General features: G+C 59.0%; 25 protein-coding genes. 18 read left to right on the top strand and 7 right to left on the bottom strand.

Annotated elements, in window-relative coordinates; all coding sequences use genetic code 11:
* The first annotated feature begins 38 nt into the window (after positions 1-38).
* The 17 genes from AB1A64_RS06070 (at position 39) to AB1A64_RS05990 (ending at position 13280) form a co-directional block, all read left to right on the top strand.
* On the top strand, positions 39-587 hold the full coding sequence (locus AB1A64_RS06070) for a luciferase family protein (protein WP_366550591.1): 549 nt from the start codon (positions 39-41) through the stop codon (positions 585-587).
* A 143-nt stretch (positions 588-730) separates the two neighbouring features.
* Positions 731-1900, top strand: coding sequence for a phage portal protein (locus AB1A64_RS06065; protein WP_366550590.1), 1170 nt, complete (start codon positions 731-733; stop codon positions 1898-1900).
* Positions 1893-2111, top strand: coding sequence for a hypothetical protein (locus AB1A64_RS06060; RefSeq protein WP_058280601.1), 219 nt, complete (start codon positions 1893-1895; stop codon positions 2109-2111). The genes AB1A64_RS06065 and AB1A64_RS06060 overlap by 8 nt, the downstream gene beginning before the upstream one ends.
* A gap of 26 nt (positions 2112-2137) precedes the next feature.
* Entirely contained in the window at positions 2138-2683 is a 546-nt protein-coding gene (locus AB1A64_RS06055) for an HK97 family phage prohead protease (protein ID WP_366550589.1), read from the top strand.
* A gap of 34 nt (positions 2684-2717) precedes the next feature.
* The gene (locus AB1A64_RS06050; RefSeq protein ID WP_366550588.1) at positions 2718-3896 is read left to right on the top strand and encodes a phage major capsid protein; all 1179 of its coding nucleotides are present in this window, start codon (positions 2718-2720) and stop codon (positions 3894-3896) included.
* A 179-nt stretch (positions 3897-4075) separates the two neighbouring features.
* The gene (locus AB1A64_RS06045; protein WP_366550587.1) at positions 4076-4675 is read left to right on the top strand and encodes a head-tail connector protein; all 600 of its coding nucleotides are present in this window, start codon (positions 4076-4078) and stop codon (positions 4673-4675) included.
* Positions 4672-5010, top strand: coding sequence for a phage head closure protein (locus AB1A64_RS06040; RefSeq protein WP_366550586.1), 339 nt, complete (start codon positions 4672-4674; stop codon positions 5008-5010). The genes AB1A64_RS06045 and AB1A64_RS06040 overlap by 4 nt, the downstream gene beginning before the upstream one ends.
* Complete coding sequence (locus AB1A64_RS06035) at positions 5007-5420, top strand: DUF3168 domain-containing protein (protein ID WP_366550585.1); 414 nt, start codon at positions 5007-5009, stop codon at positions 5418-5420. The genes AB1A64_RS06040 and AB1A64_RS06035 overlap by 4 nt, the downstream gene beginning before the upstream one ends.
* 20 nt (positions 5421-5440) lie before the next feature.
* Positions 5441-5854, top strand: coding sequence for a phage major tail protein, TP901-1 family (locus AB1A64_RS06030; protein WP_058280596.1), 414 nt, complete (start codon positions 5441-5443; stop codon positions 5852-5854).
* Positions 5855-5858: 4 nt separating this feature from the next.
* Positions 5859-6179: a gene transfer agent family protein gene (locus AB1A64_RS06025; protein ID WP_366550584.1), complete on the top strand. Its 321-nt coding sequence runs from the start codon at positions 5859-5861 to the stop codon at positions 6177-6179.
* Positions 6176-6385: a rcc01693 family protein gene (locus AB1A64_RS06020; RefSeq protein WP_366550583.1), complete on the top strand. Its 210-nt coding sequence runs from the start codon at positions 6176-6178 to the stop codon at positions 6383-6385. The genes AB1A64_RS06025 and AB1A64_RS06020 overlap by 4 nt, the downstream gene beginning before the upstream one ends.
* On the top strand, positions 6372-7034 hold the full coding sequence (locus tag AB1A64_RS06015; protein WP_170349055.1) for a phage tail tape measure protein: 663 nt from the start codon (positions 6372-6374) through the stop codon (positions 7032-7034). The genes AB1A64_RS06020 and AB1A64_RS06015 overlap by 14 nt, the downstream gene beginning before the upstream one ends.
* A 16-nt stretch (positions 7035-7050) precedes the next feature.
* Positions 7051-7683, top strand: a complete 633-nt coding sequence (locus AB1A64_RS06010; protein WP_366550582.1) for a DUF2460 domain-containing protein — start codon at positions 7051-7053, stop codon at positions 7681-7683.
* Positions 7683-8570, top strand: a complete 888-nt coding sequence (locus AB1A64_RS06005) for a DUF2163 domain-containing protein (protein WP_366550581.1) — start codon at positions 7683-7685, stop codon at positions 8568-8570. The genes AB1A64_RS06010 and AB1A64_RS06005 overlap by 1 nt, the downstream gene beginning before the upstream one ends.
* Complete coding sequence (locus AB1A64_RS06000) at positions 8567-9013, top strand: NlpC/P60 family protein (RefSeq protein WP_366550580.1); 447 nt, start codon at positions 8567-8569, stop codon at positions 9011-9013. The genes AB1A64_RS06005 and AB1A64_RS06000 overlap by 4 nt, the downstream gene beginning before the upstream one ends.
* Positions 9013-12975, top strand: a complete 3963-nt coding sequence (locus AB1A64_RS05995) for a glycoside hydrolase/phage tail family protein (protein WP_366550579.1) — start codon at positions 9013-9015, stop codon at positions 12973-12975. The genes AB1A64_RS06000 and AB1A64_RS05995 overlap by 1 nt, the downstream gene beginning before the upstream one ends.
* An 8-nt stretch (positions 12976-12983) precedes the next feature.
* On the top strand, positions 12984-13280 hold the full coding sequence (locus AB1A64_RS05990; RefSeq protein WP_366550578.1) for a hypothetical protein: 297 nt from the start codon (positions 12984-12986) through the stop codon (positions 13278-13280).
* Here the strand turns inward: AB1A64_RS05990 and AB1A64_RS05985 are convergent.
* The gene (locus AB1A64_RS05985; RefSeq protein WP_366550577.1) at positions 13261-13599 is read right to left on the bottom strand and encodes a TraR/DksA C4-type zinc finger protein; all 339 of its coding nucleotides are present in this window, start codon (positions 13597-13599) and stop codon (positions 13261-13263) included. The two genes, AB1A64_RS05990 and AB1A64_RS05985, sit on opposite strands and share 20 nt — an antisense overlap.
* Positions 13600-13683: 84 nt before the next feature.
* On the opposite strand from AB1A64_RS05985, the gene cysE reads away from it, so the two are divergent.
* A complete protein-coding gene (gene cysE, locus AB1A64_RS05980; protein ID WP_366550576.1) occupies positions 13684-14493 on the top strand; it encodes a serine O-acetyltransferase in 810 nt (269 codons plus the stop codon).
* A gap of 7 nt (positions 14494-14500) precedes the next feature.
* On the opposite strand, the gene AB1A64_RS05975 is transcribed toward cysE, so the two are convergent.
* The 6 genes from AB1A64_RS05975 to AB1A64_RS05950 form a co-directional block, all read right to left on the bottom strand.
* Positions 14501-14740: a hypothetical protein gene (locus tag AB1A64_RS05975; RefSeq protein WP_170349047.1), complete on the bottom strand. Its 240-nt coding sequence runs from the start codon at positions 14738-14740 to the stop codon at positions 14501-14503.
* A 154-nt stretch (positions 14741-14894) separates the two neighbouring features.
* Positions 14895-16205, bottom strand: a complete 1311-nt coding sequence (locus tag AB1A64_RS05970) for a pyruvate dehydrogenase complex dihydrolipoamide acetyltransferase (protein WP_366550575.1) — start codon at positions 16203-16205, stop codon at positions 14895-14897.
* Positions 16206-16217: 12 nt separating this feature from the next.
* Complete coding sequence (locus AB1A64_RS05965) at positions 16218-17588, bottom strand: pyruvate dehydrogenase complex E1 component subunit beta (protein WP_366550574.1); 1371 nt, start codon at positions 17586-17588, stop codon at positions 16218-16220.
* A gap of 15 nt (positions 17589-17603) precedes the next feature.
* The gene (gene pdhA, locus AB1A64_RS05960; RefSeq protein ID WP_366550573.1) at positions 17604-18593 is read right to left on the bottom strand and encodes a pyruvate dehydrogenase (acetyl-transferring) E1 component subunit alpha; all 990 of its coding nucleotides are present in this window, start codon (positions 18591-18593) and stop codon (positions 17604-17606) included.
* A 166-nt stretch (positions 18594-18759) separates the two neighbouring features.
* Positions 18760-19059 (bottom strand): septum formation initiator family protein, encoded by a 300-nt coding sequence (locus AB1A64_RS05955; protein WP_170349043.1) that lies wholly within the window; start codon positions 19057-19059, stop codon positions 18760-18762.
* A 132-nt stretch (positions 19060-19191) separates the two neighbouring features.
* Positions 19192-19536, bottom strand: coding sequence for a lysozyme inhibitor LprI family protein (locus tag AB1A64_RS05950; RefSeq protein WP_366550572.1), 345 nt, complete (start codon positions 19534-19536; stop codon positions 19192-19194).
* Between the last annotated feature and the right edge of the window lie 43 nt (positions 19537-19579).

The raw sequence follows: 19579 nt of genomic DNA, 5'->3' as shown, positions 1-19579 counted from the left end.
CTCGCTTGATGCGAGCATTTCGAGATGGAGGCATAGCCATGAACATCTGGGTTGCTTTACGAGGTAACATTGTTGCGGCGATGATCTGTGCCGTCGTCGGGCCCGTTGCCGCGCAAACCACACAATTGCCAGAACGGACAACACCAAGGCCGGAAACAACCAGTGGGGTTCCTCACGTCCAGATTGGTGTTGAGGCTGTCCCAGAGTTGACCGAAGACCTTTTAAGGCGCGTCAACGAAATTCCTGACGTAGAAATTCGCGAAACTGTCGTCTCATTGCCCGGAGCCAAGGGATTCTGGTTAGCAGATAATATTCCTTTGGAACGTCCAGAAGTGATTGTTGGCGGACGGGAGTTTGCTCATGTGCATCCTGATGGCTCACTCCATGCATCGCTTGACCCTAAAACGGCGCGGGCTGCGATAGATTCAGGTTGGGCCGTCGCCCATCCTTGGTCGCAAAAAAGGCCCGGATGGGAAGGATTTGTGATGATATTCACTCCTTCTTCAGCAGACGAACTTGAAGTTGTTTTTCAATTGGTTTTGGGATCCTACAATTATGTGACCGGTAGGTCATTGCAGGAGCAATAGTATTTTGCGGTGAAGTAGATCATTTCCTGACGCCTTTGTGTTGCCCAACCCCCGTACGCCCTATTCCCAAGGCTTAAACTTCTCTGCGTCATAACTCCTTTCAACAAGCCGGGCAGAGCGGCGGCAGAAAGGAGCATCTGGACATGGTATTCGATTTCTTGCGTCGTGGAGCGGCTGAGAAAACGCCCGAGGCGAAGGCGAGCGCGGCAGGGCCTGTGGTGGCGTGGCAGACTGGGGGGCGCGTGGCGTGGAGCCCTCGGGACGCGGTATCGCTGACGCGGACGGGATTTTCTGGGAATCCGGTGGGGTTCCGCTCGGTCAAGCTGATTGCTGAGGCGGCGGCGGCTCTGCCGTTGGTGTTGCAGGATCGCGAACAGCGCTATGAGACGCATCCGATGTTGACCCTGATGCGTCGTCCGAACGCCGCGCAGGGGCGGGCCGAGTTGATGGAGGCCGTGTTCGGCCAACTGCTGCTATCAGGCAACGCATATGTAGAGGCGGTGCAAGCGGAAGGCGGGTTACCGGTAGAACTACATGTGCTGCGCTCGGACCGGATGAGCGTGGTGCCGGGCTCGGATGGCTGGCCCAAGGCGTATGATTACAGTGTCGGTGGCAAGACGCATCGTTTTGCGGCTGAAGTCATCTGTCACATCAAATCCTTTCACCCGCAGGATGACCACTATGGGTTTTCGCCGATGCAGGCGGCGGCCATGGCGATTGACGTGCATAACAGCGCGTCTCGGTGGTCGAAATCGTTGTTGGACAATGCGGCGCGGCCATCGGGGGCGCTGGTGTGGAAAGGCGATGGCCATGGGGTGATGGCCGAGGATCAGTTCCGTCGTCTGTCCGACGAGATTGAGCAGAACTATCGCGGTGCGCGCAATGCCGGCCGTCCGATGGTTCTGGAAGGGGGGCTGGATTGGAAGCCGATGGGCTTTTCCCCTTCGGACATGGAGTTTCAAAAGACCAAGGAAGCCGCCGCCCGCGAGATCGCGCTGGCCTTTGGGGTCCCGCCAATGTTGCTGGGAATTCAGGGTGACGCGACCTATTCGAACTATCAGGAGGCCAACCGGGCGTTTTATCGCCTGACTGTTCTGCCCCTGGTGACGCGGGTGGCGGCGGCAGTGTCAGAGTGGCTCTCGGGCTTTTCTGGCGAGGATTTGATACTGAAACCCGATCTGGATCAGGTGCCCGCGTTGGCTACCGAACGTGATGCGCAGTGGACCCGAGTCAGCCGTGCCGATTTCCTGACAGATGCCGAGAAGCGGTCTTTGCTGGGGTTGCCGGCACTGGCGGAGGATGCGGATGGCTGAAGGGTATCCGCCGTTCGATTGCGCGCCGGGCTTGCGTCTGGCCGCGCATGAAAGGGTGGCCGAGATCCAGCATGCGCATCTGTGCAAACGGCTGGATCAGATCGAAGAGATGATGGAGCGGCTAGAGCGTCGGTTGTGGCTGACGGTTTATGGCGTCGCGGCGGTGATCCTGGCGCAAGCGTTCCAGTCATTTTTGTCGGTAACGCCATGATTTCAAATGTTTACGAGGAGTTATTGATGGATTTAGAGCATAAATTTGCGCGGTTCGGTGATGGGCTGTCGGTGTCCGAGGATGCAGTGATCGAAGGATATGCCAGCCTGTTCGGTCAGGTCGATCAGGGCTGTGACGTCGTTCAGAAAGGTGCCTATTGCGCGTCCCTGGACGGGCTGGTGAAGGCCGGGCAGCGGGTCAAGATGCTGTGGCAGCACGACCCGGCGCAACCTATCGGCGTTTGGGACGAGGTGCGCGAAGACGACAAAGGTCTGTTGGTCAAAGGACGTCTGTTGGAGAGTACGCAAAAAGGCCATGAGGCGGCAGAGTTGATCCGTGCAGGTGCCATGGACGGTCTGTCGATTGGCTATCGTACTAAGCGAGCCGTTAAGAATGACAAGGGCCAGCGGGTCCTGACGGAACTGGAGCTGTGGGAGGTGTCGCTTGTGACTTTCCCGATGCTGCCCAGTGCGCGGGTGGCGGCAAAGGGGACAACCCCGGATGCCGAGGAAACCCTGCGCAGCATAGCCGAGGTGTTCAATGACGCCCGGCAGGAGCTGGCGCGACCCTAGCGCGCCTCAAACCCACCCAAGAATGGAAGTGCTTATGAGCAAGACCGAAACCCCGGCCTTGACCGGAGAGGGTGCGCCCCTGGTTCAGGAGGTGAAGCAGGCGATGGCTGGCTTCGTGAATGAATTCAAGGGCCTGAAGGCTGAAGTGAAAACCAAACTGCAACAGACAGAAGAGCGACTGACTATGCTGGATCGTAAATCAACCATCGCGGCACGCCCGCATCTTGCGGCATCGATCACCGAGGGCGCACCGCACCAAAAGGCTTTTGACGCTTATGTGCGTTCGGGCGACGATGACGGCCTGCGTGGGCTGGATATGGAGGCCAAGTCGCTGACCAGTGCGGTCAACAGCGATGGCGGTTATCTGGTTGATCCGCAAACCGCCGAGATCATCAAATCGGTGCTGAAATCAACCGCCTCGATCCGTTCGATCGCCTCGGTGGTGAATGTCGAAGCGAATTCGTTCGATGTGCTGATAGATCACACCGACGTCGGTGCGGGATGGGCGGATGAGGCCTCGGCCGCGACCGAGACCGCGACCCCATCGATTGACCGCATCTCAATCGCGCTGCACGAGCTGAGCGCGCTGCCGAAAGCGTCGCAGCGCCTGTTGGATGACAGCGCGTTTGACGTCGAAGGTTGGCTGGCAGGTCGTATCGCTGACAAGTTTGCTCGCGCCGAGGCGTCGGCGTTTATCAGTGGCGATGGTGTCGACAAGCCGAAGGGCATTCTGGATCATGCCAAGGTCGACAATGACGTCTGGGATTGGGGCAATATCGGCTACGTTCCGACCGGCATTGATGGCGGTGTTGAGGCGGATGCTATTGTCGATGTTGTCTATGCGCTGGGCGCGCAGTACCGGGTCAATGGTACCTTCGTGATGAACTCGAAAACTGCGGGCCTGATCCGCAAGTTGAAGGACAGCGATGGCCGTTTCCTGTGGTCGGATGGTCTGGCCGCTGGCGAGCCTGCACGCCTGATGGGCTATCCTGTGCTGATCGCCGAGGATATGCCGGATGCGGCATCCGACAGCTACTCGATTGCCTTCGGAGATTTTCAGGCTGGCTACACCATCGCCGAACGCCCCGATCTGCGCGTTCTGCGCGACCCGTTCAGCGCCAAACCGCATGTTCTGTTCTACGCGACCAAACGCGTCGGCGGCGACGTGAGCGACTTTGCTGCAATCAAGTTGGTGAAATTCGGCACTGCCTAAGCGGTGGCGGATCCCGGGGGGCTGGGTAACCGGCCCCTCGGGCGGCGGGTACGGGCCGGGGTGAGATCCCCTGCGTTGTCTAGCTGCTCCCCTCCGTCCGAGCAACGTGGGGCGGCGCGTGCCTGCCAATTTCCTGAAGTGACAACCCCCGGAGGGGGCCGAGATTGCGGAGTGAATGGATGATGTTGATCGAAGAAACCGCCATCGCGGATGCGGCGTTGCCGGTGGACCAGTTCAAGGCGCATCTGCGTCTGGGCACGGGCTTTGTCGAGAGCAGTGTGCAGAACGAGGTGCTGAACGGGTTCCTGCGGGCGGCGATCGCTGCGATCGAGGCGCGCACCGGCAAGGTGCTGATTGAACGCGAATTTTCTTGGAGCCTGAGCGGATGGCGCGATGCTGCAGGCGAGGTGCTGCCGGTAGCCCCGGTGGTGACTGTGGGCGCGGTGACAATCCGCGATGCGGCGGGTTTGGAAAGCACAATCGCGCCCGATGCCTATCGGCTGGAACAGGACAGCCAGCGCCCCAGGCTGCGCCCAAAGGGCGCGATGTTGCCGAACATTGCGACAGGCGGCTCGGTGAAAATCACCTTTGCTGCAGGGATGTCGGCAGATTGGGGTGGGCTGCCTGCTGACCTGGGTCAGGCGGTTTTGTTGCTGGCCGCGCATTACTACGAATACCGCGACGAGACTGCTTTGGGTGCTGGTTGTATGCCCTTTGGCGTAACCAGCCTGATCCAACGCTATCGCGTCGTGCGCTTTGGCGCAGGGGTGACGCAATGAAGGCGCCGCGACTGAACCGAAAGCTGGTTCTCGAAGCGCCAGTCCGAACTGCCGACGGCGCAGGTGGGTACACCGAATCCTGGGCCTCGCTGGGTACAGTCTGGGCCGAAGTTACCGCACGCAGCGGGGCCGAGCGTCAGGTGGCTGGGGTGCCAGTTTCGCGCGTGGGTTACCGCATCGTTGTGCGGGGTGCGCCCGAGGGGGCATTGATGCGCCCGTCGCCGGACCAGCGTTTTACCGAAGGCACACGCCGTTTTGTTATTCGCGCGGTCGCCGAGCGTGACCCGCGTGGCCAGTACTTGACCTGTTTCGCAGATGAAGAGGTGGCGGCATGAGCTATGGCGTTTCAGCGGCCTTGCAAGCGGCGGTCTATCAGCAGCTTTCAGGCGATGCGCAGGTCAGCACGCTGTCAGGGGGCGCAATCTATGACGCGGTACCTGCAGGGGTGGTGCCCCAGACTTACGTGACATTGGGCCCGGAAGAGGTCCGGGATGCCTCGGACCGATCTGGCGCTGGTGCTTTGCATCGGTTCACGGTGTCGGTGATGTCCGAGGCCGCCGGGTTCGGTGCCGCCAAAGCCCTGGCGGGGGCGGTGTGCGATGCGCTTGAGGGTGCGGCACTGACCCTCGATCGCGGGCGATTGGTGGGGTTGTGGTTCGAACGCGCCTCGGCCCGCCGCACGGGAACCGGCGGAGCCATCCGCCAGATCGACCTGAGATTCCGCGCCCGCGTGGAAGACGACTAAGCAATCAACGGAGAGAGCATATGGCTGCCCAGAACGGAAAAGACCTGTTGGTCAAAGTGGATATGAACGGCTCGGGCCTGTTCGAGACCATCGCGGGGCTGCGGGCCACGCGGGTCAGTTTCAACGCGGAAAGTGTGGATGTAACCAGCCTGGAAAGTCAGGGCGGTTGGCGCGAGCTTTTGTCGGGCGCAGGGGTGAAATCCGCAGCGATCTCGGGCTCGGGCGTGTTCAAGGACGCAGGCACTGACGAACGCGCAAGACAGCTGTTCTTTGACGGTGAGACACCGAACTTTCAGGTGATCATTCCCGATTTCGGCATCGTCGAAGGCGCATTTCAAGTCACCGGCATCGAATATGCAGGGTCGCACAATGGCGAGGCGACCTATGAGATGAGCCTGGCCAGCGCCGGCGCTTTGGCCTTTACGGCGCTTTAATCCGATGGCCAATCCGTGGACGGGTGAGGTGGCATTGACCATCGAAGGAGAGCGGCGGGTGCTCAAGCTGACGTTGGGTGCTTTGGCGGAATTGGAACAGGAGCTGGGCACCGGGTCTTTGGTGGAACTGGTGCAGCGCTTCGAAGGTGGGGCCTATTCCAGCGGTGATGTGCTGGCATTGATCGTAGCCGGGCTGCGAGGCGGGGGCGCCGATGTCGCCCGTTCGGATCTGCTGCGGGCCGAGATCGAGGGCGGGCCGATGGCTGGCGCCAAGGCTGCGGCTGAACTGCTGGCGCGGGCCTTCATGGTACCGGGTGGCGCATGAGCTGGTTTGACTGGCCCTCGCTTATTCGGGCCGGTTTCGTCGGCCTGCGCCTGACGCCGGATCAATTCTGGCGTCTGACCCCGGCCGAGCTGCGGCTGATGTTGGGGCAAGGGGCCGGGATGCCAGCAATGAACCGGGCGGGGTTGGACGCTTTGCTGGCGGCCTATCCGGACAAGCAACAAGGAGAGCGTGATGACGGATCGTGACGGGTTGGATGACCTGCAGGAACGGGGTGAGGCGCTAGGCGACTCGTTGGGGGATGCCGCGTCGATGGCTGCGGCGTTCGACAATCAGATGAAGCGGATCAGCGCCGCCTTTGAAGAAACCGGCAAGGACGTCGCCACTTTGGAACGGGGTATGTCCGGCGGACTGCGCAAGGCGTTTGACGGCGTGGTACTGGACGGCATGAACCTGTCAGATGCGCTGGATGTGCTGAAGAACTCGATGATCCGCACGGCCTATTCGGCGGCGATCAAGCCCGTGACGGATCATTTTGGCGGCATGCTGGCCAATACGGTCGGTGGTCTGGTGCAAGGGATTTTGCCCTTTGCAAATGGCGGCAGCTTTTCGCAGGGCCGGGTGATGCCCTTTGCCAATGGGGGTGTGGTCAGCGGCCCCACAACCTTTCCAATGCGCGGTGGCACCGGTCTGATGGGCGAGGCCGGCCCCGAGGCGATCATGCCTCTGGCGCGCGGGCCAGATGGCAAGCTGGGCGTGCGGACATCCGGCGGAGGGCGCGCAGTGAACGTAGTGATGAATATTACAACGCCGGACGTCCAAGGGTTCAGACGCAGTCAGGGTCAGATCGCCGCTCAGATGAGCCGCGCCTTGGGTCGCGGCAATCGCAATAGGTAACACGAGGGAGCAGCTCATGAATTTCCACGAGGTAAGATTTCCCGCCAGCCTGAGCTTTGGTTCGGTGGGCGGCCCTGAGCGGCGCACGGACATCGTGACGCTGGCCAACGGGTTCGAAGAACGCAACACGCCCTGGGCGCATTCCCGTCGCCGCTATGACGCCGGGCTGGGGATGCGGTCGTTGGACGATATCGAGACACTGGTTTCGTTTTTCGAAGCCCGCCAGGGGCAGATGTTCGGTTTCCGCTGGAAAGATTGGTCGGATTACAAGTCCGGGGCTGCGACAGCAGACGTCGCAGTGGATGATCAGGTTATTGCGCGTGGCGACGGTACAAGCACCGAGTTTCAGCTGGTCAAAACCTACAGCTCGGGCGGGTTCAGCTATGTCCGCCCAATCGTCAAACCGGTTTTGGGTACCGTGCGGATCGGCTTGGAACAGGATCAAATGCGCGAAGGCGTAGATTTTGAAGTGGATCTAAACAGCGGTCTGATCACGTTTACAGCGTCGCCGCCTGAAGAGGTGGAAATCACCGCCGGGTTTGAGTTTGACGTCCCGGTTCGTTTTGACACCGACAAGATTCAGACCAGTGTTGCCAGCTTTCAGGCAGGCGACGTGCCCAATGTTCCGGTGGTTGAGGTGCGTGTCTGATGAGCGGCGATAAACAAGGACTGCACGCCCATCTGCAAACTGGGCTTACCACTACCTGCCGATGCTGGGCGATCCGACGTGAAGACGGGCAGGAATATGGCTTTACCGATCATGACATGGAACTGAGTTTTGACGGGATGACCTTCAAGGCCAGCTCGGGCCTGACGGCTACGGCGATCGAACAGGCCACCGGACTGTCTGTCGACAACTCTGAGGCCATGGGGGCATTGTCCGATGCCGCCGTCACAGAAGAAGACATCGAAGCGGGTCGGTTCGACAATGCTCAGGTCCGGGCGTGGCTGGTTAACTGGGCCACGCCTGAACTGCGTTTTCTGCAATTCAAAGGCTCGATTGGTGAGATGCGCCGCGCAGGTGGTGCATTTCACGCCGAATTACGCGGTTTGACCGATCTGCTCAACCGACCGATGGGCAGGGTTTACCAGAAACCTTGTACGGCAGTTCTGGGGGACGGTGATTGCAAGTTCAATCTCAGCGCGCCAGGATATCAGGCCGAGGCTGAAGTGGTCGCTTTGACCGCCGGCACTGTCCTGCAATTGAAAGGGGCAGAAGCACCGGATGAAGCCTGGTTCAGGCGAGGCAGGTTGGATGTTGTGTCCGGGCGGGCAACCGGGTTGTGGGCCGCAATCAAACAGGACGACCGGATCGCGGGTGGGCGCAATGTTACGCTTTGGTCTGGGATCGGCGGCGGCCTGGCCGTCGGTGACCGGGTAAAGCTGACAGCAGGGTGCAACAAAAGCATGCACACCTGCCGGAAAAAATTCAATAACATCATAAACTTTCAGGGGTTCCCTGACCTGCCCGGTGAAGACTGGGTGATGGCGGTGCCCAAGCAGGGCAATCCCAACACTGGGGGAAGCAGACGATGAGCGGCCATAGGCAGGATATTGTCGATGAGGCGCGAGGCTGGCTGGGAACGCCTTACGTGCATCAGGCTTCGGTCAAAGGAGTGGGTACGGATTGTCTGGGCCTTTTGCGTGGTGTGTGGCGCGCGCTGCTGGGGCACGAACCCGAAACGGTGCCGAGCTATAGCATGGACTGGTCTGAGCCGCAGGGCGAAGAGCGCATGTGGGCTGCGGCCCGCCGTCACCTGATTGAAAAGAACCCCAGTACTGCGAAGGTGGGCGATGTTTTGTTGTTCCGTATGCGCGATGGGCGTGTTGCCAAGCATGTGGGTATCGTCAGCGAAACCGCACCCGCACTGCGGTTTATTCATGCCTATTCCGGCTATGGCGTCGTCGAAAACGCGCTGAGTGATCCCTGGCGCCGCCGAGTGGTCGCCTGTTTTGAATTCCCGCTGGAGGATACGTGATGGCTACAATAATTCTGTCTGCAGCAGGGGCCGCGGTCGGCGGAGCGATTGGCGGCACTGTTGCGGGGCTGTCGACCGCGGTGATCGGCCGCGCCATCGGGGCAACGCTGGGCCGGGTCATCGACCAGCGGTTGATGAGCCAGTCGGTCATGGGCGGCGGCAGCGAAGTGGTCGAGACCGGGCGTTTGGACCGTTTCCGCCTGACCGAATCCGGAGAAGGCTCTCCGGTCGCTACGGTTTTCGGGCGTATGCGTGTGGGTGGTCAGGTCATCTGGGCGTCGGATTTTCTGGAAACCAAAAGCACAAGCACAACCTCGCAGGGCGGCGGGGGAGGCAAGGGATCTCCGAAATCGCCCGAGGTCACAACAACCACGCACAGCTACAGCTATTCGATTTCTCTGGCCATTGCGGTAGGGGCGGGGCAAATTTCGGACGTCCCGCGCATTTGGGCGGATGGCGAGGAACTGGAACTCGCAACCCTGAACATGCGTATCTATCGGGGGAATGACCATCAATTGCCGGACCCTCTGATCGAAGCCATTGAGGGTGCGGGCAATGTTCCAGCCTATCGTGGAACGGCTTATGTTGTGATCGAAGGTTTGCAACTAGCGCCGTTCGGAAACAGGGTGCCGCAATTTTCATTCGAAGTCGTACGTCAGGAACAACCGGGATTGCCTGATACGCCGGATGCCCTGTTCAAGACCATACAGGGCGTTGCCCTGATGCCGGGCACCGGTGAATATGCGCTGGCCAGCGAACAGGTCAATTACACAAAAGGGCGTGGGCAAAGCTGGGCGGCGAATGTCAACTCTGCCTCGGGGAGGCCGGACCTTGTGACCTCGACCCGGGCGCTGCAACGTGAGTTGCCCTCCTGCGAGGCGGCCTCGTTGATCGTGTCGTGGTTTGGTGATGACCTGCGGTGCGGACAATGTCAGATTCAGCCCAAGGTTTTGAGCAAAGATATCGAAGGCAAGAACATGCCCTGGCGCGTGGCAGGTGTGACCCGCCAGACCGCCCAAACTGTCCGGTACGAAATTGATCGCCCCGTCTATGGCGCAACCCCTGCGGATCAATCCGTAGTTCAGGCAATCCGGCATATGAAAAGTATTGGCAAACGGGTTATGTTTTATCCGTTTATCCTGATGGATCAATTGCAAGGCAACGGTTTGCCAGACCCGTGGTCGGATGCAGCAAACCAGCCGCATTTGCCTTGGCGGGGGCGCATCACGCTTAGCACTGCGCCCGGTCGACAAGGATCACCGGATCAAACGGCAACGGCCGACGCACAGGTGGCCGCGTTCTTTGGACACGCACGCGCCAGTGATTTTGTCGTTGGGGATGGCGAAGTGACCTATAGCGGCCCTCAGGAATGGGGATTGCGCCGGTTCATTCTGCATTATGCGGCATTGTGTAAAGCTGCTGGAGGGGTGGAGTCTTTTTGCATCAGTTCCGAGATGCGCGGGCTGACCCAGATACGCGGTTTGAACGGTTTTCCAGCTGTTTCCCAGATGCAAGCCTTGGCCGCCGAAGTGCGTGAAATCTTGGGACCAGGCACAAAAATCGGGTACGCAGCGGATTGGAGCGAGTATTTCGGCTATCAGCCGAACGATGGAGCCGGGGACCGTTATTTTCACCTTGACCCACTGTGGGCAGATGAAAACATCGATTTCGTCGGCATCGACAATTACATGCCCCTGTCGGATTGGCGGGATGGCGAGGATCACGTGGATCTGAAAGCCGGCACAGACGCAATCTATGACCTCGACTACCTTCGGGGCAATATCGAAGGCGGTGAAGGCTATGACTGGTATTATGCCTCGCCGGAAGAGGCCGAAGCCCAGATACGAACGCCGATCACGGATGAGGAGCATGACGAGGCGTGGGTCTGGCGTTACAAGGACCTACGCAATTGGTGGTCGAACCGGCATCACGAACGCATTGGCGGAGTGCGTCAAGCGAACCCGACCGATTGGGTGCCTGGTTCAAAACCGATCTGGTTTACGGAACTTGGTTGCGCGGCCATCGACAAAGGAACAAATCAGCCGAACAAGTTTCTTGATCCGAAATCCTCGGAGTCTAGTCTGCCGAGGTACTCTTCCGGTCGGCGCGATGATTTCATGCAGGTGCAGTACTTGAAAGCGATGCATAGCTACTGGTCTGATCCGGCAATCAACCCGCTTTCGGATCAATATGATGGTCAGATGGTTGATATGGCGAACGCCTATGTTTGGGCATGGGATGCGCGTCCGTTTCCAACGTTTCCGAACCTGCGAAGCCAGTGGAGCGACGGGGCGAACTATCCCCGAGGTCATTGGTTGAATGGACGGTCTGGCACGCGGGCTCTGGCCTCTGTGGTCACTGAAATCTGCCACGGCGCCGGAGTAACGGATATCGACGTGTCGCGTCTGGAGGGCGTCGTACGGGGCTATCTGGTTCAAGATGTCTCCAGCGCGCGTGCGGCATTGCAGCCCTTGATGCTGCGTTATGGGTTTGATGCGATTGAACGGGATGGTGTGCTGTTGTTTCAGATGCGCGACGGTCGCAAGGTGGTCGGATTGGATACAGACGATCTGGCAGACAGTTCTGATATCGAAGGTCGCGTGGAATATCGCAGAGAAGCTGAGGCCGAAATGACAGGCCGCGTTCGGTTGCGCTTTGTACAATCGGACGCCGATCATGATGTTGTGTCAGAAGAGGCCATCTTGCCTGACACTCGAACGCATTCGGTGGCCGTGAACGAGATGCCTCTATCGCTGACACGCGCCGAAGGTCGTCAGACCGCAGAGCGCTGGCTAAGCGAGGCGCGGGTTTCACGCGAGACAGCGCGCTTTGCTTTGCCACCGTCGATGCTGCATCTGGGCGCGGGTGACGTCGTTAGCCTGACCAAAGACGGGCAGAGTGCGCGCTATCGCATCGATCGCTTAGAGCAGGCCGATCTACAACTGGCCGAGGCAGTGCGGATCGAACCCGGTGTCTATGCGCCATCTGATCTGCCTGACGATCAAGTGTCGATCAAACCCTTTGTGGCACCGGTTCCCGTTTTGCCTGTGTTCATGGATTTGCCGTTGCTGACCGGATCAGAAGCGCCGCATGCCCCATACTTTGCTGCATCAGCCAATCCATGGCCTGGCAGTGTTGCAGTCTACTCGGCAGCCAGCGACGAAGATTATGCTCTGCAAGAGGTGATCTCGGGCCAAGCGGTGATTGGTTTTACCGAAACCCCGCTTAGGCGCGCAAGTGCCGGTGTCTGGGATGAAGGGGCGCCGCTACGCGTCAATCTGGTGGACGGTCTGCTGGAATCGCGCCCACGAGACGCGTTGTTAAACGGGGCGAACCTGGCTGCGATCGGGGACGGGACGCCCGGCAATTGGGAACTGTTCCAATTCGCTGACGCCACCCTGCAAGAGACGGGTATCTATACGTTGTCCGGGCGCTTGCGGGGTCAGCTTGGGACAGATGCGATCATTCCCGATGTCTGGCCCGATGGGTCGATGTTCGTCCTGTTGGATCAGCGTGTTTACCAAACCGGCTTGTTGCGGTCCGAGCGGCGCGTGAGCAAGCACTACCGCATTGGTCCGGCAACGCGTGGGTATGATGAACCGTCTTATGTCCATCTTGTCGAGGCGTTCGACGGCAACGGGTTGCGCCCATACGCACCGGTGCATCTGAAGGCGATGGGAACAGCCGCAGGTGATCAACTGTCGTGGATACGCCGAACCCGGCTGGATGGGGACGACTGGGCGGGGATCGAAGTGCCGTTGGCCGAGGAAAGCGAATCCTACCTTCTGCAAATACGAACCAACGGGACCCTGGTACGGGAACAGATCGTGAGCGATCCAAACTGGACCTACACGTCAGCTATGAAAGCAGACGATGGGATCAACGGGCCATATGAAGTCCGCATTGCACAGGTTTCAGCTAGCTACGGGCCGGGACTATTCGCCCAAGTGACAGTCGGGTGATCCACTGAATGCGCCCTATCCTGCACGGAGATGTCGCGGCGGCGGCGCGGGCCTTGCTGGCCGCGCTACCGCACGATCGTGACCGTCTTTGTACACGTCTCATCCAAGAAGCTGAGCTGGCCGACCAATATGTCGGCCAGACGGGAAATCTTCATCCATTGTTCGGGAATGGTTCTTTGATGGCAGCTGCGCGAAACAGACGGCTGGCGGATGAACCCGGTTTTGATGATGTGCAATATTGTCGCTGTTTCGAACTGGTTTTGCAGCACCTGATCCGGTTTCAGATCAGCCGGACGCACAGCTGACGCATTTCGTAGCGGCAAGGTCCAGATTCAATCGACCGCCCGGAATCTCATCGCCGCAATCTTCGCAATACCCGAATTCTCCTTCGTGTATGCGGTCTAGGGCGGCTTGTAACCGATGCGCCTCGATATCCCGATTGGCCTGTTGTGCCTTGGCCATCGCCTGATTCTGCAGGGCATCCATTCTGCTAAGGCGACCGACGGCCTGCTGATCAAGCTCGACAACGGCCCGAGCCTGCTTTTCCGCCGCGGAATGTTCTGATAGTTCAGCCAATCTTGCCTGAATTTTCGCTTCATAGCCTGCCAAATCAGTTTCATTCATTTTCGTTACTCTGCCGATCACGGGTTTGCGTTTGGCGTTTTTCCCACTAAATGGCATTCTAGGCGCAGCAAAGGATCAAAAGCCATGTTGGAAAAGCGCAGTCAGGTTACTCCTGTCGACCCGGTTTGGAACCGCATCACGACCGAAGCCCAAGCGGCGGTCGAAAGCGAACCATTGATGGGGGGGCTGGTTCACGCCTGTATCCTGCACCACCGAAGCCTTGAGCGGGCCCTGTCTTACCGGGTTTCGGCCAAGCTGTGTTCGAACGAAATGTCGATGATGGTGCTGCGTGAAATCGTGGATGAAGCCTATGCAGATGACGCCTCACTGCTTGAAGCCGCCCGTGCGGACCTGATGGCGGTCTATGAACGTGATCCGGCATGCCACCGATTGTTGCAGCCGATCCTTTATTTCAAAGGCTACCAGGCGATGCAGGCGTATCGCGTGGCTCATTGGCTGTGGAAAAAAGGGCGTCACGATCTGGCGTATTTCTTCCAGATGCGCTCGTCCGAGATTTTCGGGATCGACATTCACCCGGCTGCGAAAATCGGCAAGGGCATCATGATCGACCATGCCCATTCGATTGTCATTGGTGAAACCGCTGTTGTCGGTGACAATGTATCGATGTTGCATTCCGTGACGCTGGGCGGCACTGGTAAGGAAGAAGAGCAGCGCCACCCGACCATCGGTAACGGTGTGTTGATCGGGGCCGGGGCCAAGGTTCTGGGTAACATTGTGGTCGGCCATTGCAGCCGTATCGCAGCGGGGTCTGTGGTTCTTCAAGAGGTCCCCGCCTGCAAGACCGTGGCAGGCATTCCTGCAAAGATCGTCGGAGAGGCCGGCTGCGATCAGCCCTCGATCTCGATGGATCATATGCTGGGCAAAGACCAGTAATACAGCCTTAGTTCGAGCGGTTTTTCTTTCTGTTCAATCGCTCGAGCCGTTTTTCCTCGCGGCGCTTTTTACGCGCCTCAATACGTTTGGCGCGCTCAGCTTTGCGCTTGGCGACTTCAGCAGGATCCGGGTTATAGGTCGAGTTCTCGCCCGGATAGCCGTTGGGTTTTGCGATCGCAGCAACGGGCAGCGACGTCGCCAACAATGAAACCACCAGAAAGCACTTGGCCGAGTTCACGAGGGTCATGGGGCACCTTTGCATCAGAACTATCAATGCAATCAAGGTGGTCTGTTGCGTGTGTCTGAGCAACTATCGCAGCGATCACGACTGCTCACAACATGGCAGTGATTTGGTAGGCCACGCCAGGGAATGATCCGGCGTGGCCTGTGTTTAAAAGGCTTTACGCCAGCATAACCATGGGGTTTTCAAGGTTATCGACGATGGCTTGCAGCAATTCCGCACCCAACGCGCCGTCAATGACCCGGTGATCCACCGACATGGTGACCGACATGACTGTGGCAACGGTAAGTTCGCCATCGTCGCCGACAACCGGTTTCTTGACGCCCGAGCCCACGGCCAGAATGCCGGCGTGAGGCGGGTTCACAATGGCGTCGAAATTGTCGATGCCGAACATGCCCAGGTTCGAGATGGCAAATGTGCCGCCTTGATATTCGTGCGGTGCCAGTTTGCGTTCGCGGGCACGACCTGCAAGGTCCTTCATCTCGGTCGACAGGGCCGACAGGGATTTGGTATCGGCATCCTGCAGAACCGGAGTGAACAAGCCACCTTCTATGGCGACCGCGACGGCCACATCGGATGGTTTCAGTTGTAAAACCCGATCTTCGGCCCAGACTGCATTACACGCCGGTACCTGTTGCAGCGCGTTGGCGACGGCCTTGATGATGAAGTCGTTCACGCTGAGCTTGACCCCACGGCCTTCCAACTGCTTGTTCAATTGGCTGCGGAACTTGAGCAGTGCGTCCAGCTTGATATCGCGGCGCAAGTAGAAATGCGGGATGGTCTGTTTGGCCTCGGACAGGCGCGCAGCGATGGTCTTGCGCATACCGTCCAGCTTGACCTCTTCGTACTCCCGACCTTCGTACATGCGCGCCACCGCGTCTGCCGAGGGGCCCGCAGGAGCTGCGGCGGGTGCTGCCGCCGCCGCTGCTGTGGGGGCGGCAGCAGACGCAGCAGCCGGAGCCGCCGAGGCGCCCTCGACATCTGCCTTGACGATACGACCATGCGGGCCAGACCCTGCGATCTGCGTCAGGTCCAGACCTTTTTGTGCGGCGATCCGGCGGGCGAGCGGAGACGCAAAGATACGTCCGCCATCCGATTTGGCCGGAGCCGCCGGGGCAGGGGCGGGCGCTTCAGACACCGCTGGCGCGGCGGCTTCGTTGCCCGCAGCGGCTGCGGGGGCAGCCGCGGGGGCTGTGGCAGGCGTGGCCGTGATATCATCGGCGCTTTCGCCATCTTCCAGCAATACAGCAATGGCGGTGTTTACCTTGACCCCTTCGGTGCCTTCGGGGATCAGGATCTTGCCGATGGTGCCTTCGTCGACGGCCTCAAACTCCATCGTGGCCTTGTCGGTTTCGATCTCGGCCAGCAGGTCACCGGACGAGACGGTGTCGCCTTCCTTGACCAGCCATTTGGCAAGCGTGCCTTCCTCCATGGTCGGCGAAAGGGCGGGCATCAGAATTTCTGTAGGCATCTGTGTCGCTCCTTACCGATATGTCACTTGCTTGACGGCGGCGATCACTTCATCGGTGGTCACAAGCGCCAGCTTTTCGAGGTTCGCGGCGTAGGGCATCGGAACGTCCTTGCCGGTGCAATTGATGACGGGCGCGTCGAGGTAGTCGAACGCCTCCTGCATCACCACGGAGGAGATGTAGCTGCCGACCGAACCTTGCGGCCAGCCTTCTTCGACCGTTACCAGTCGGTTGGTTTTCATCACTGAGTTGATGATCGCGCCGGTATCCATCGGGCGGATGGTACGCAGGTCGATCACTTCGGCGCTGATGCCTTCCTCGGCCAGCTTGTCGGCGGCTTCCAGTGCGAACTGCATGCCGATGCCAAAGCTGACGATGGTCACGTCCGAGCCTTCGCGCCAGATACGGGCTTTGCCCAGCGGGATAGCCAAGTCATCCACCTGCGGCATATCGAACGAGCGGCCATAGAGGATTTCGTTTTCCAGGAAGACCACCGGGTTGGGGTCCCGGATTGCCGATTTTAAAAGGCCCTTCGCGTCCGCCGCCGAATAGGGCATCACAACTTTCAGGCCAGGGACCTGCATGTACCAAGCCGCGTAGTCTTGAGAGTGCTGAGCAGCAACGCGCGCAGCGGCACCGTTCGGGCCCCGGAATACGATGGGACAGCCCATCTGGCCGCCTGACATATACAGCGTTTTGGCCGCCGAGTTGATGATCTGATCCATCGCCTGCATGGCGAAGTTGAACGTCATGAATTCAACGATCGGCTTCAGCCCAGCCATGGCGGACCCAACCGCAATACCGGTGAAGCCATGCTCGGTGATTGGCGTGTCGATCACCCGCTTGGAGCCGAATTCATCCAGCAGACCTTGGGAAATCTTGTAGGCACCCTGATACTCGGCAACTTCTTCGCCCATCAGGTAGACATCTTCGTCGCGGCGCATTTCTTCGGCCATGGCGTCGCGCAGGGCTTCGCGGACCGTTTCAGATTTCATTTCAGCGTCGGTTGGCCAATCAGGCGACAGATCGACGACCGGTGCTGCCGGGGCAGCAGATGGAGCGGGGGCCTCAACCGCCGCTGGGGCGGCCTCGGCCAACGCTGCGGCTGCTGGCGCAGCCGCGGGCAGGGCCGAGGCGTCTTCGCCTTCCTCGACCAGAACCGCGATAGGGGTGTTAACCTTGACCCCTTCGGTGCCTTCCGCGATCAGGATCTTGCCGACGATGCCTTCATCGACAGCTTCGAATTCCATTGTTGCCTTGTCGGTTTCAATTTCAGCCATGATGTCGCCGGAAGAAACGGTATCGCCTTCCTTGACCAGCCATTTGGCCAATGTGCCCTCTTCCATCGTGGGCGAGAGTGCGGGCATGAGAATTTCGGTTGCCATGTCTTAATCGTCCTCTCAGGCGTAGATATCTGTCCAGAGCTCATCCAACGACGGCTCGGGGCTTTCTTTCGAGAATTCGGCGGCCTGGTTGACGATCTCTTTGATCTCTTTGTCGATCGCCTTCAGATCATCCTCGGTCGCGTGTTTGCCGGTTAGCAGCAGCTCGCGCACATGTTCGATCGGGTCGCTTTGTTCGCGGACCTTCTGAACCTCTTCGCGGGTGCGGTACTTGGCCGGGTCGGACATCGAGTGGCCGCGGTAGCGGTAAGTCTTGATTTCCAGAATGTAGGGGCCTTTGCCTGCACGGCAGTGCGCGACGGCTTTTTCACCTGCGGCTTTAACCGCCAGAACATCCATGCCGTCGACCATTTCTCCGGGAATTCCGAAGGCTTGACCACGGTGGTAGATGTCAGCAGAAGACGTCGAACGCGCTTGAGCCGTGCCCATAGCGTATTGGTTGTTCTCAATCACGAACACCACTGGCAGTTCCCATAGGGCAGCCATGTTGAACGTCTCATAGACCTGACCTTGGTTCGCCGCGCCATCACCGAAATAGGTAAAGGTCACACCGCCGTTTCCTTTGTACTTGTCTGCAAAGGCCAGGCCTGCACCCAACGGCACCTGCGCACCGACGATACCGTGGCCGCCGTAGAAGTGTCTCTCTTTCGAGAACATGTGCATCGAGCCGCCCTTACCTTTGGACAACCCGCCTTCGCGCCCGGTCAGTTCGGCCATCACGCCGCCCGGTTCCATTCCACAGGCCAGCATGTGGCCGTGGTCGCGGTATGAGGTGATGCGTTTGTCACCTTCCTTGGCTGCGGCCTCAAGGCCCACAACGACGGCTTCCTGCCCGATATACAGGTGGCAGAACCCACCAATCAGACCCATGCCGTAAAGCTGGCCCGCTTTTTCTTCGAATCGGCGGATCAAAAGCATTTCACGGTAGTAGGTTTTAAGCTCTTCCGCAGAAACATTTGGTTTCTTTGTGGTTTTTCGCGCAGCCATCGTGGCGATCTCCCCCTTCCGGACAGATAGTTTAGCGTTAAACTATCTCATAAAGCATTTCCAGCAATCTGGCGAGGGTAAATATGACGCATCGTCATTTCGCGCGGCTTCAGGCCGGGGGAACCTTCGGGCAAGGTTGATTTTCTGAGGAAAATGTCTGTCCGGCTTAACGGATAACAATCTCATCCGAACGGATCATTCCCAGAACAGAACGGGCTTGCTGATCCAGCAGATCGAGGTCCAAATAAGTGTCGGACAAACGACGGGTCAGGTTATCCATCTCGGCGATCTCGGCCTTAAGCTTGGCCAGGTCTTGTGACAGGGCGTCCCGTTCCGCTGCAATCTCGACCCGTCTGAACAGGCCATAGTCGCCCTGCACGGCAGCAAAGGTGAAATACACACCCAGCATGAAAGCCACCATGAAGAATACAACTGCGCCCAAACCGGGCCGATGGGAACGGGACACTCTGTTTACCGCCGTATGAAGTCTGCCTCAAAAACGTGCCCTTTGCGGGCATCTGATCGCACTATGTCACAGGTGATTCGGCTTGTGAATCCCTTCATTCGCACTTTTTCGCGAATGGCTAGATTTCGTCCTTCAGCGCCAAGTTTCCAGCGCCTGATTGCGGGTTAAGGTTTGCTGTTCCATGCAAGCCCAATAGAACATGGGCGCTGCGCTGCCGTCACTTTCCAGTTCCGGGTCGCAGGTTGCGTCGCGCGCCTTCAGCCAGGCACGCTGTTCGTCCAATAAGGCCTGACCGTATCCACGCGCATCGGCCAATGGTTTGACCTCAGCCCAGATGCGGTTCAACTCGCGATCAGCGATTTCCCATTTTTCCTTGGCGCAGAAATTGGCGTCGAGTTGCGTTTGCCCACCACAGCTGGATTGTGCTGCAGAGTAGGTTGGGGTCAATGTTACGATCAGGCAGATTAAGAACCTCATGGCAAAATCTCCAGTTCAACAACGAGAGATTACCATGAGTTCC

The sequence above is a fragment of the Ruegeria sp. ANG10 genome (assembly GCF_040705255.1).
Lineage (GTDB): Bacteria > Pseudomonadota > Alphaproteobacteria > Rhodobacterales > Rhodobacteraceae > Ruegeria.
The sequence above is the reverse complement of the archived record's forward strand: the minus strand, read 5'-3'. Positions and strand labels throughout refer to the sequence as shown.

What these genes read in the sequence shown, in the direction of transcription:
- cysE (WP_366550576.1), top strand. Translation starts at nt 13,684, where the DNA reads ATGTTGGAAAAGCGCAGTCAGGTTACTCCTGTCGACCCGGTTTGGAAC.
- AB1A64_RS05970 (WP_366550575.1), bottom strand. Translation starts at nt 16,205, where the DNA reads ATGCCTACAGAAATTCTGATGCCCGCCCTTTCGCCGACCATGGAGGAA.
- AB1A64_RS06035 (WP_366550585.1), top strand. Translation starts at nt 5,007, where the DNA reads ATGAGCTATGGCGTTTCAGCGGCCTTGCAAGCGGCGGTCTATCAGCAG.
- AB1A64_RS06065 (WP_366550590.1), top strand. Translation starts at nt 731, where the DNA reads ATGGTATTCGATTTCTTGCGTCGTGGAGCGGCTGAGAAAACGCCCGAG.
- AB1A64_RS05990 (WP_366550578.1), top strand. Translation starts at nt 12,984, where the DNA reads ATGCGCCCTATCCTGCACGGAGATGTCGCGGCGGCGGCGCGGGCCTTG.
- AB1A64_RS06040 (WP_366550586.1), top strand. Translation starts at nt 4,672, where the DNA reads ATGAAGGCGCCGCGACTGAACCGAAAGCTGGTTCTCGAAGCGCCAGTC.
- AB1A64_RS06000 (WP_366550580.1), top strand. Translation starts at nt 8,567, where the DNA reads ATGAGCGGCCATAGGCAGGATATTGTCGATGAGGCGCGAGGCTGGCTG.
- AB1A64_RS06010 (WP_366550582.1), top strand. Translation starts at nt 7,051, where the DNA reads ATGAATTTCCACGAGGTAAGATTTCCCGCCAGCCTGAGCTTTGGTTCG.
- AB1A64_RS06020 (WP_366550583.1), top strand. Translation starts at nt 6,176, where the DNA reads ATGAGCTGGTTTGACTGGCCCTCGCTTATTCGGGCCGGTTTCGTCGGC.
- AB1A64_RS06005 (WP_366550581.1), top strand. Translation starts at nt 7,683, where the DNA reads ATGAGCGGCGATAAACAAGGACTGCACGCCCATCTGCAAACTGGGCTT.
- AB1A64_RS06055 (WP_366550589.1), top strand. Translation starts at nt 2,138, where the DNA reads ATGGATTTAGAGCATAAATTTGCGCGGTTCGGTGATGGGCTGTCGGTG.
- AB1A64_RS06025 (WP_366550584.1), top strand. Translation starts at nt 5,859, where the DNA reads ATGGCCAATCCGTGGACGGGTGAGGTGGCATTGACCATCGAAGGAGAG.
- AB1A64_RS06060 (WP_058280601.1), top strand. Translation starts at nt 1,893, where the DNA reads ATGGCTGAAGGGTATCCGCCGTTCGATTGCGCGCCGGGCTTGCGTCTG.
- AB1A64_RS06045 (WP_366550587.1), top strand. Translation starts at nt 4,076, where the DNA reads ATGATGTTGATCGAAGAAACCGCCATCGCGGATGCGGCGTTGCCGGTG.
- AB1A64_RS05975 (WP_170349047.1), bottom strand. Translation starts at nt 14,740, where the DNA reads ATGACCCTCGTGAACTCGGCCAAGTGCTTTCTGGTGGTTTCATTGTTG.
- AB1A64_RS05995 (WP_366550579.1), top strand. Translation starts at nt 9,013, where the DNA reads ATGGCTACAATAATTCTGTCTGCAGCAGGGGCCGCGGTCGGCGGAGCG.
- AB1A64_RS06050 (WP_366550588.1), top strand. Translation starts at nt 2,718, where the DNA reads ATGAGCAAGACCGAAACCCCGGCCTTGACCGGAGAGGGTGCGCCCCTG.
- AB1A64_RS05965 (WP_366550574.1), bottom strand. Translation starts at nt 17,588, where the DNA reads ATGGCAACCGAAATTCTCATGCCCGCACTCTCGCCCACGATGGAAGAG.
- AB1A64_RS05950 (WP_366550572.1), bottom strand. Translation starts at nt 19,536, where the DNA reads ATGAGGTTCTTAATCTGCCTGATCGTAACATTGACCCCAACCTACTCT.
- AB1A64_RS05985 (WP_366550577.1), bottom strand. Translation starts at nt 13,599, where the DNA reads ATGAATGAAACTGATTTGGCAGGCTATGAAGCGAAAATTCAGGCAAGA.
- AB1A64_RS06015 (WP_170349055.1), top strand. Translation starts at nt 6,372, where the DNA reads ATGACGGATCGTGACGGGTTGGATGACCTGCAGGAACGGGGTGAGGCG.
- AB1A64_RS06070 (WP_366550591.1), top strand. Translation starts at nt 39, where the DNA reads ATGAACATCTGGGTTGCTTTACGAGGTAACATTGTTGCGGCGATGATC.
- AB1A64_RS06030 (WP_058280596.1), top strand. Translation starts at nt 5,441, where the DNA reads ATGGCTGCCCAGAACGGAAAAGACCTGTTGGTCAAAGTGGATATGAAC.
- pdhA (WP_366550573.1), bottom strand. Translation starts at nt 18,593, where the DNA reads ATGGCTGCGCGAAAAACCACAAAGAAACCAAATGTTTCTGCGGAAGAG.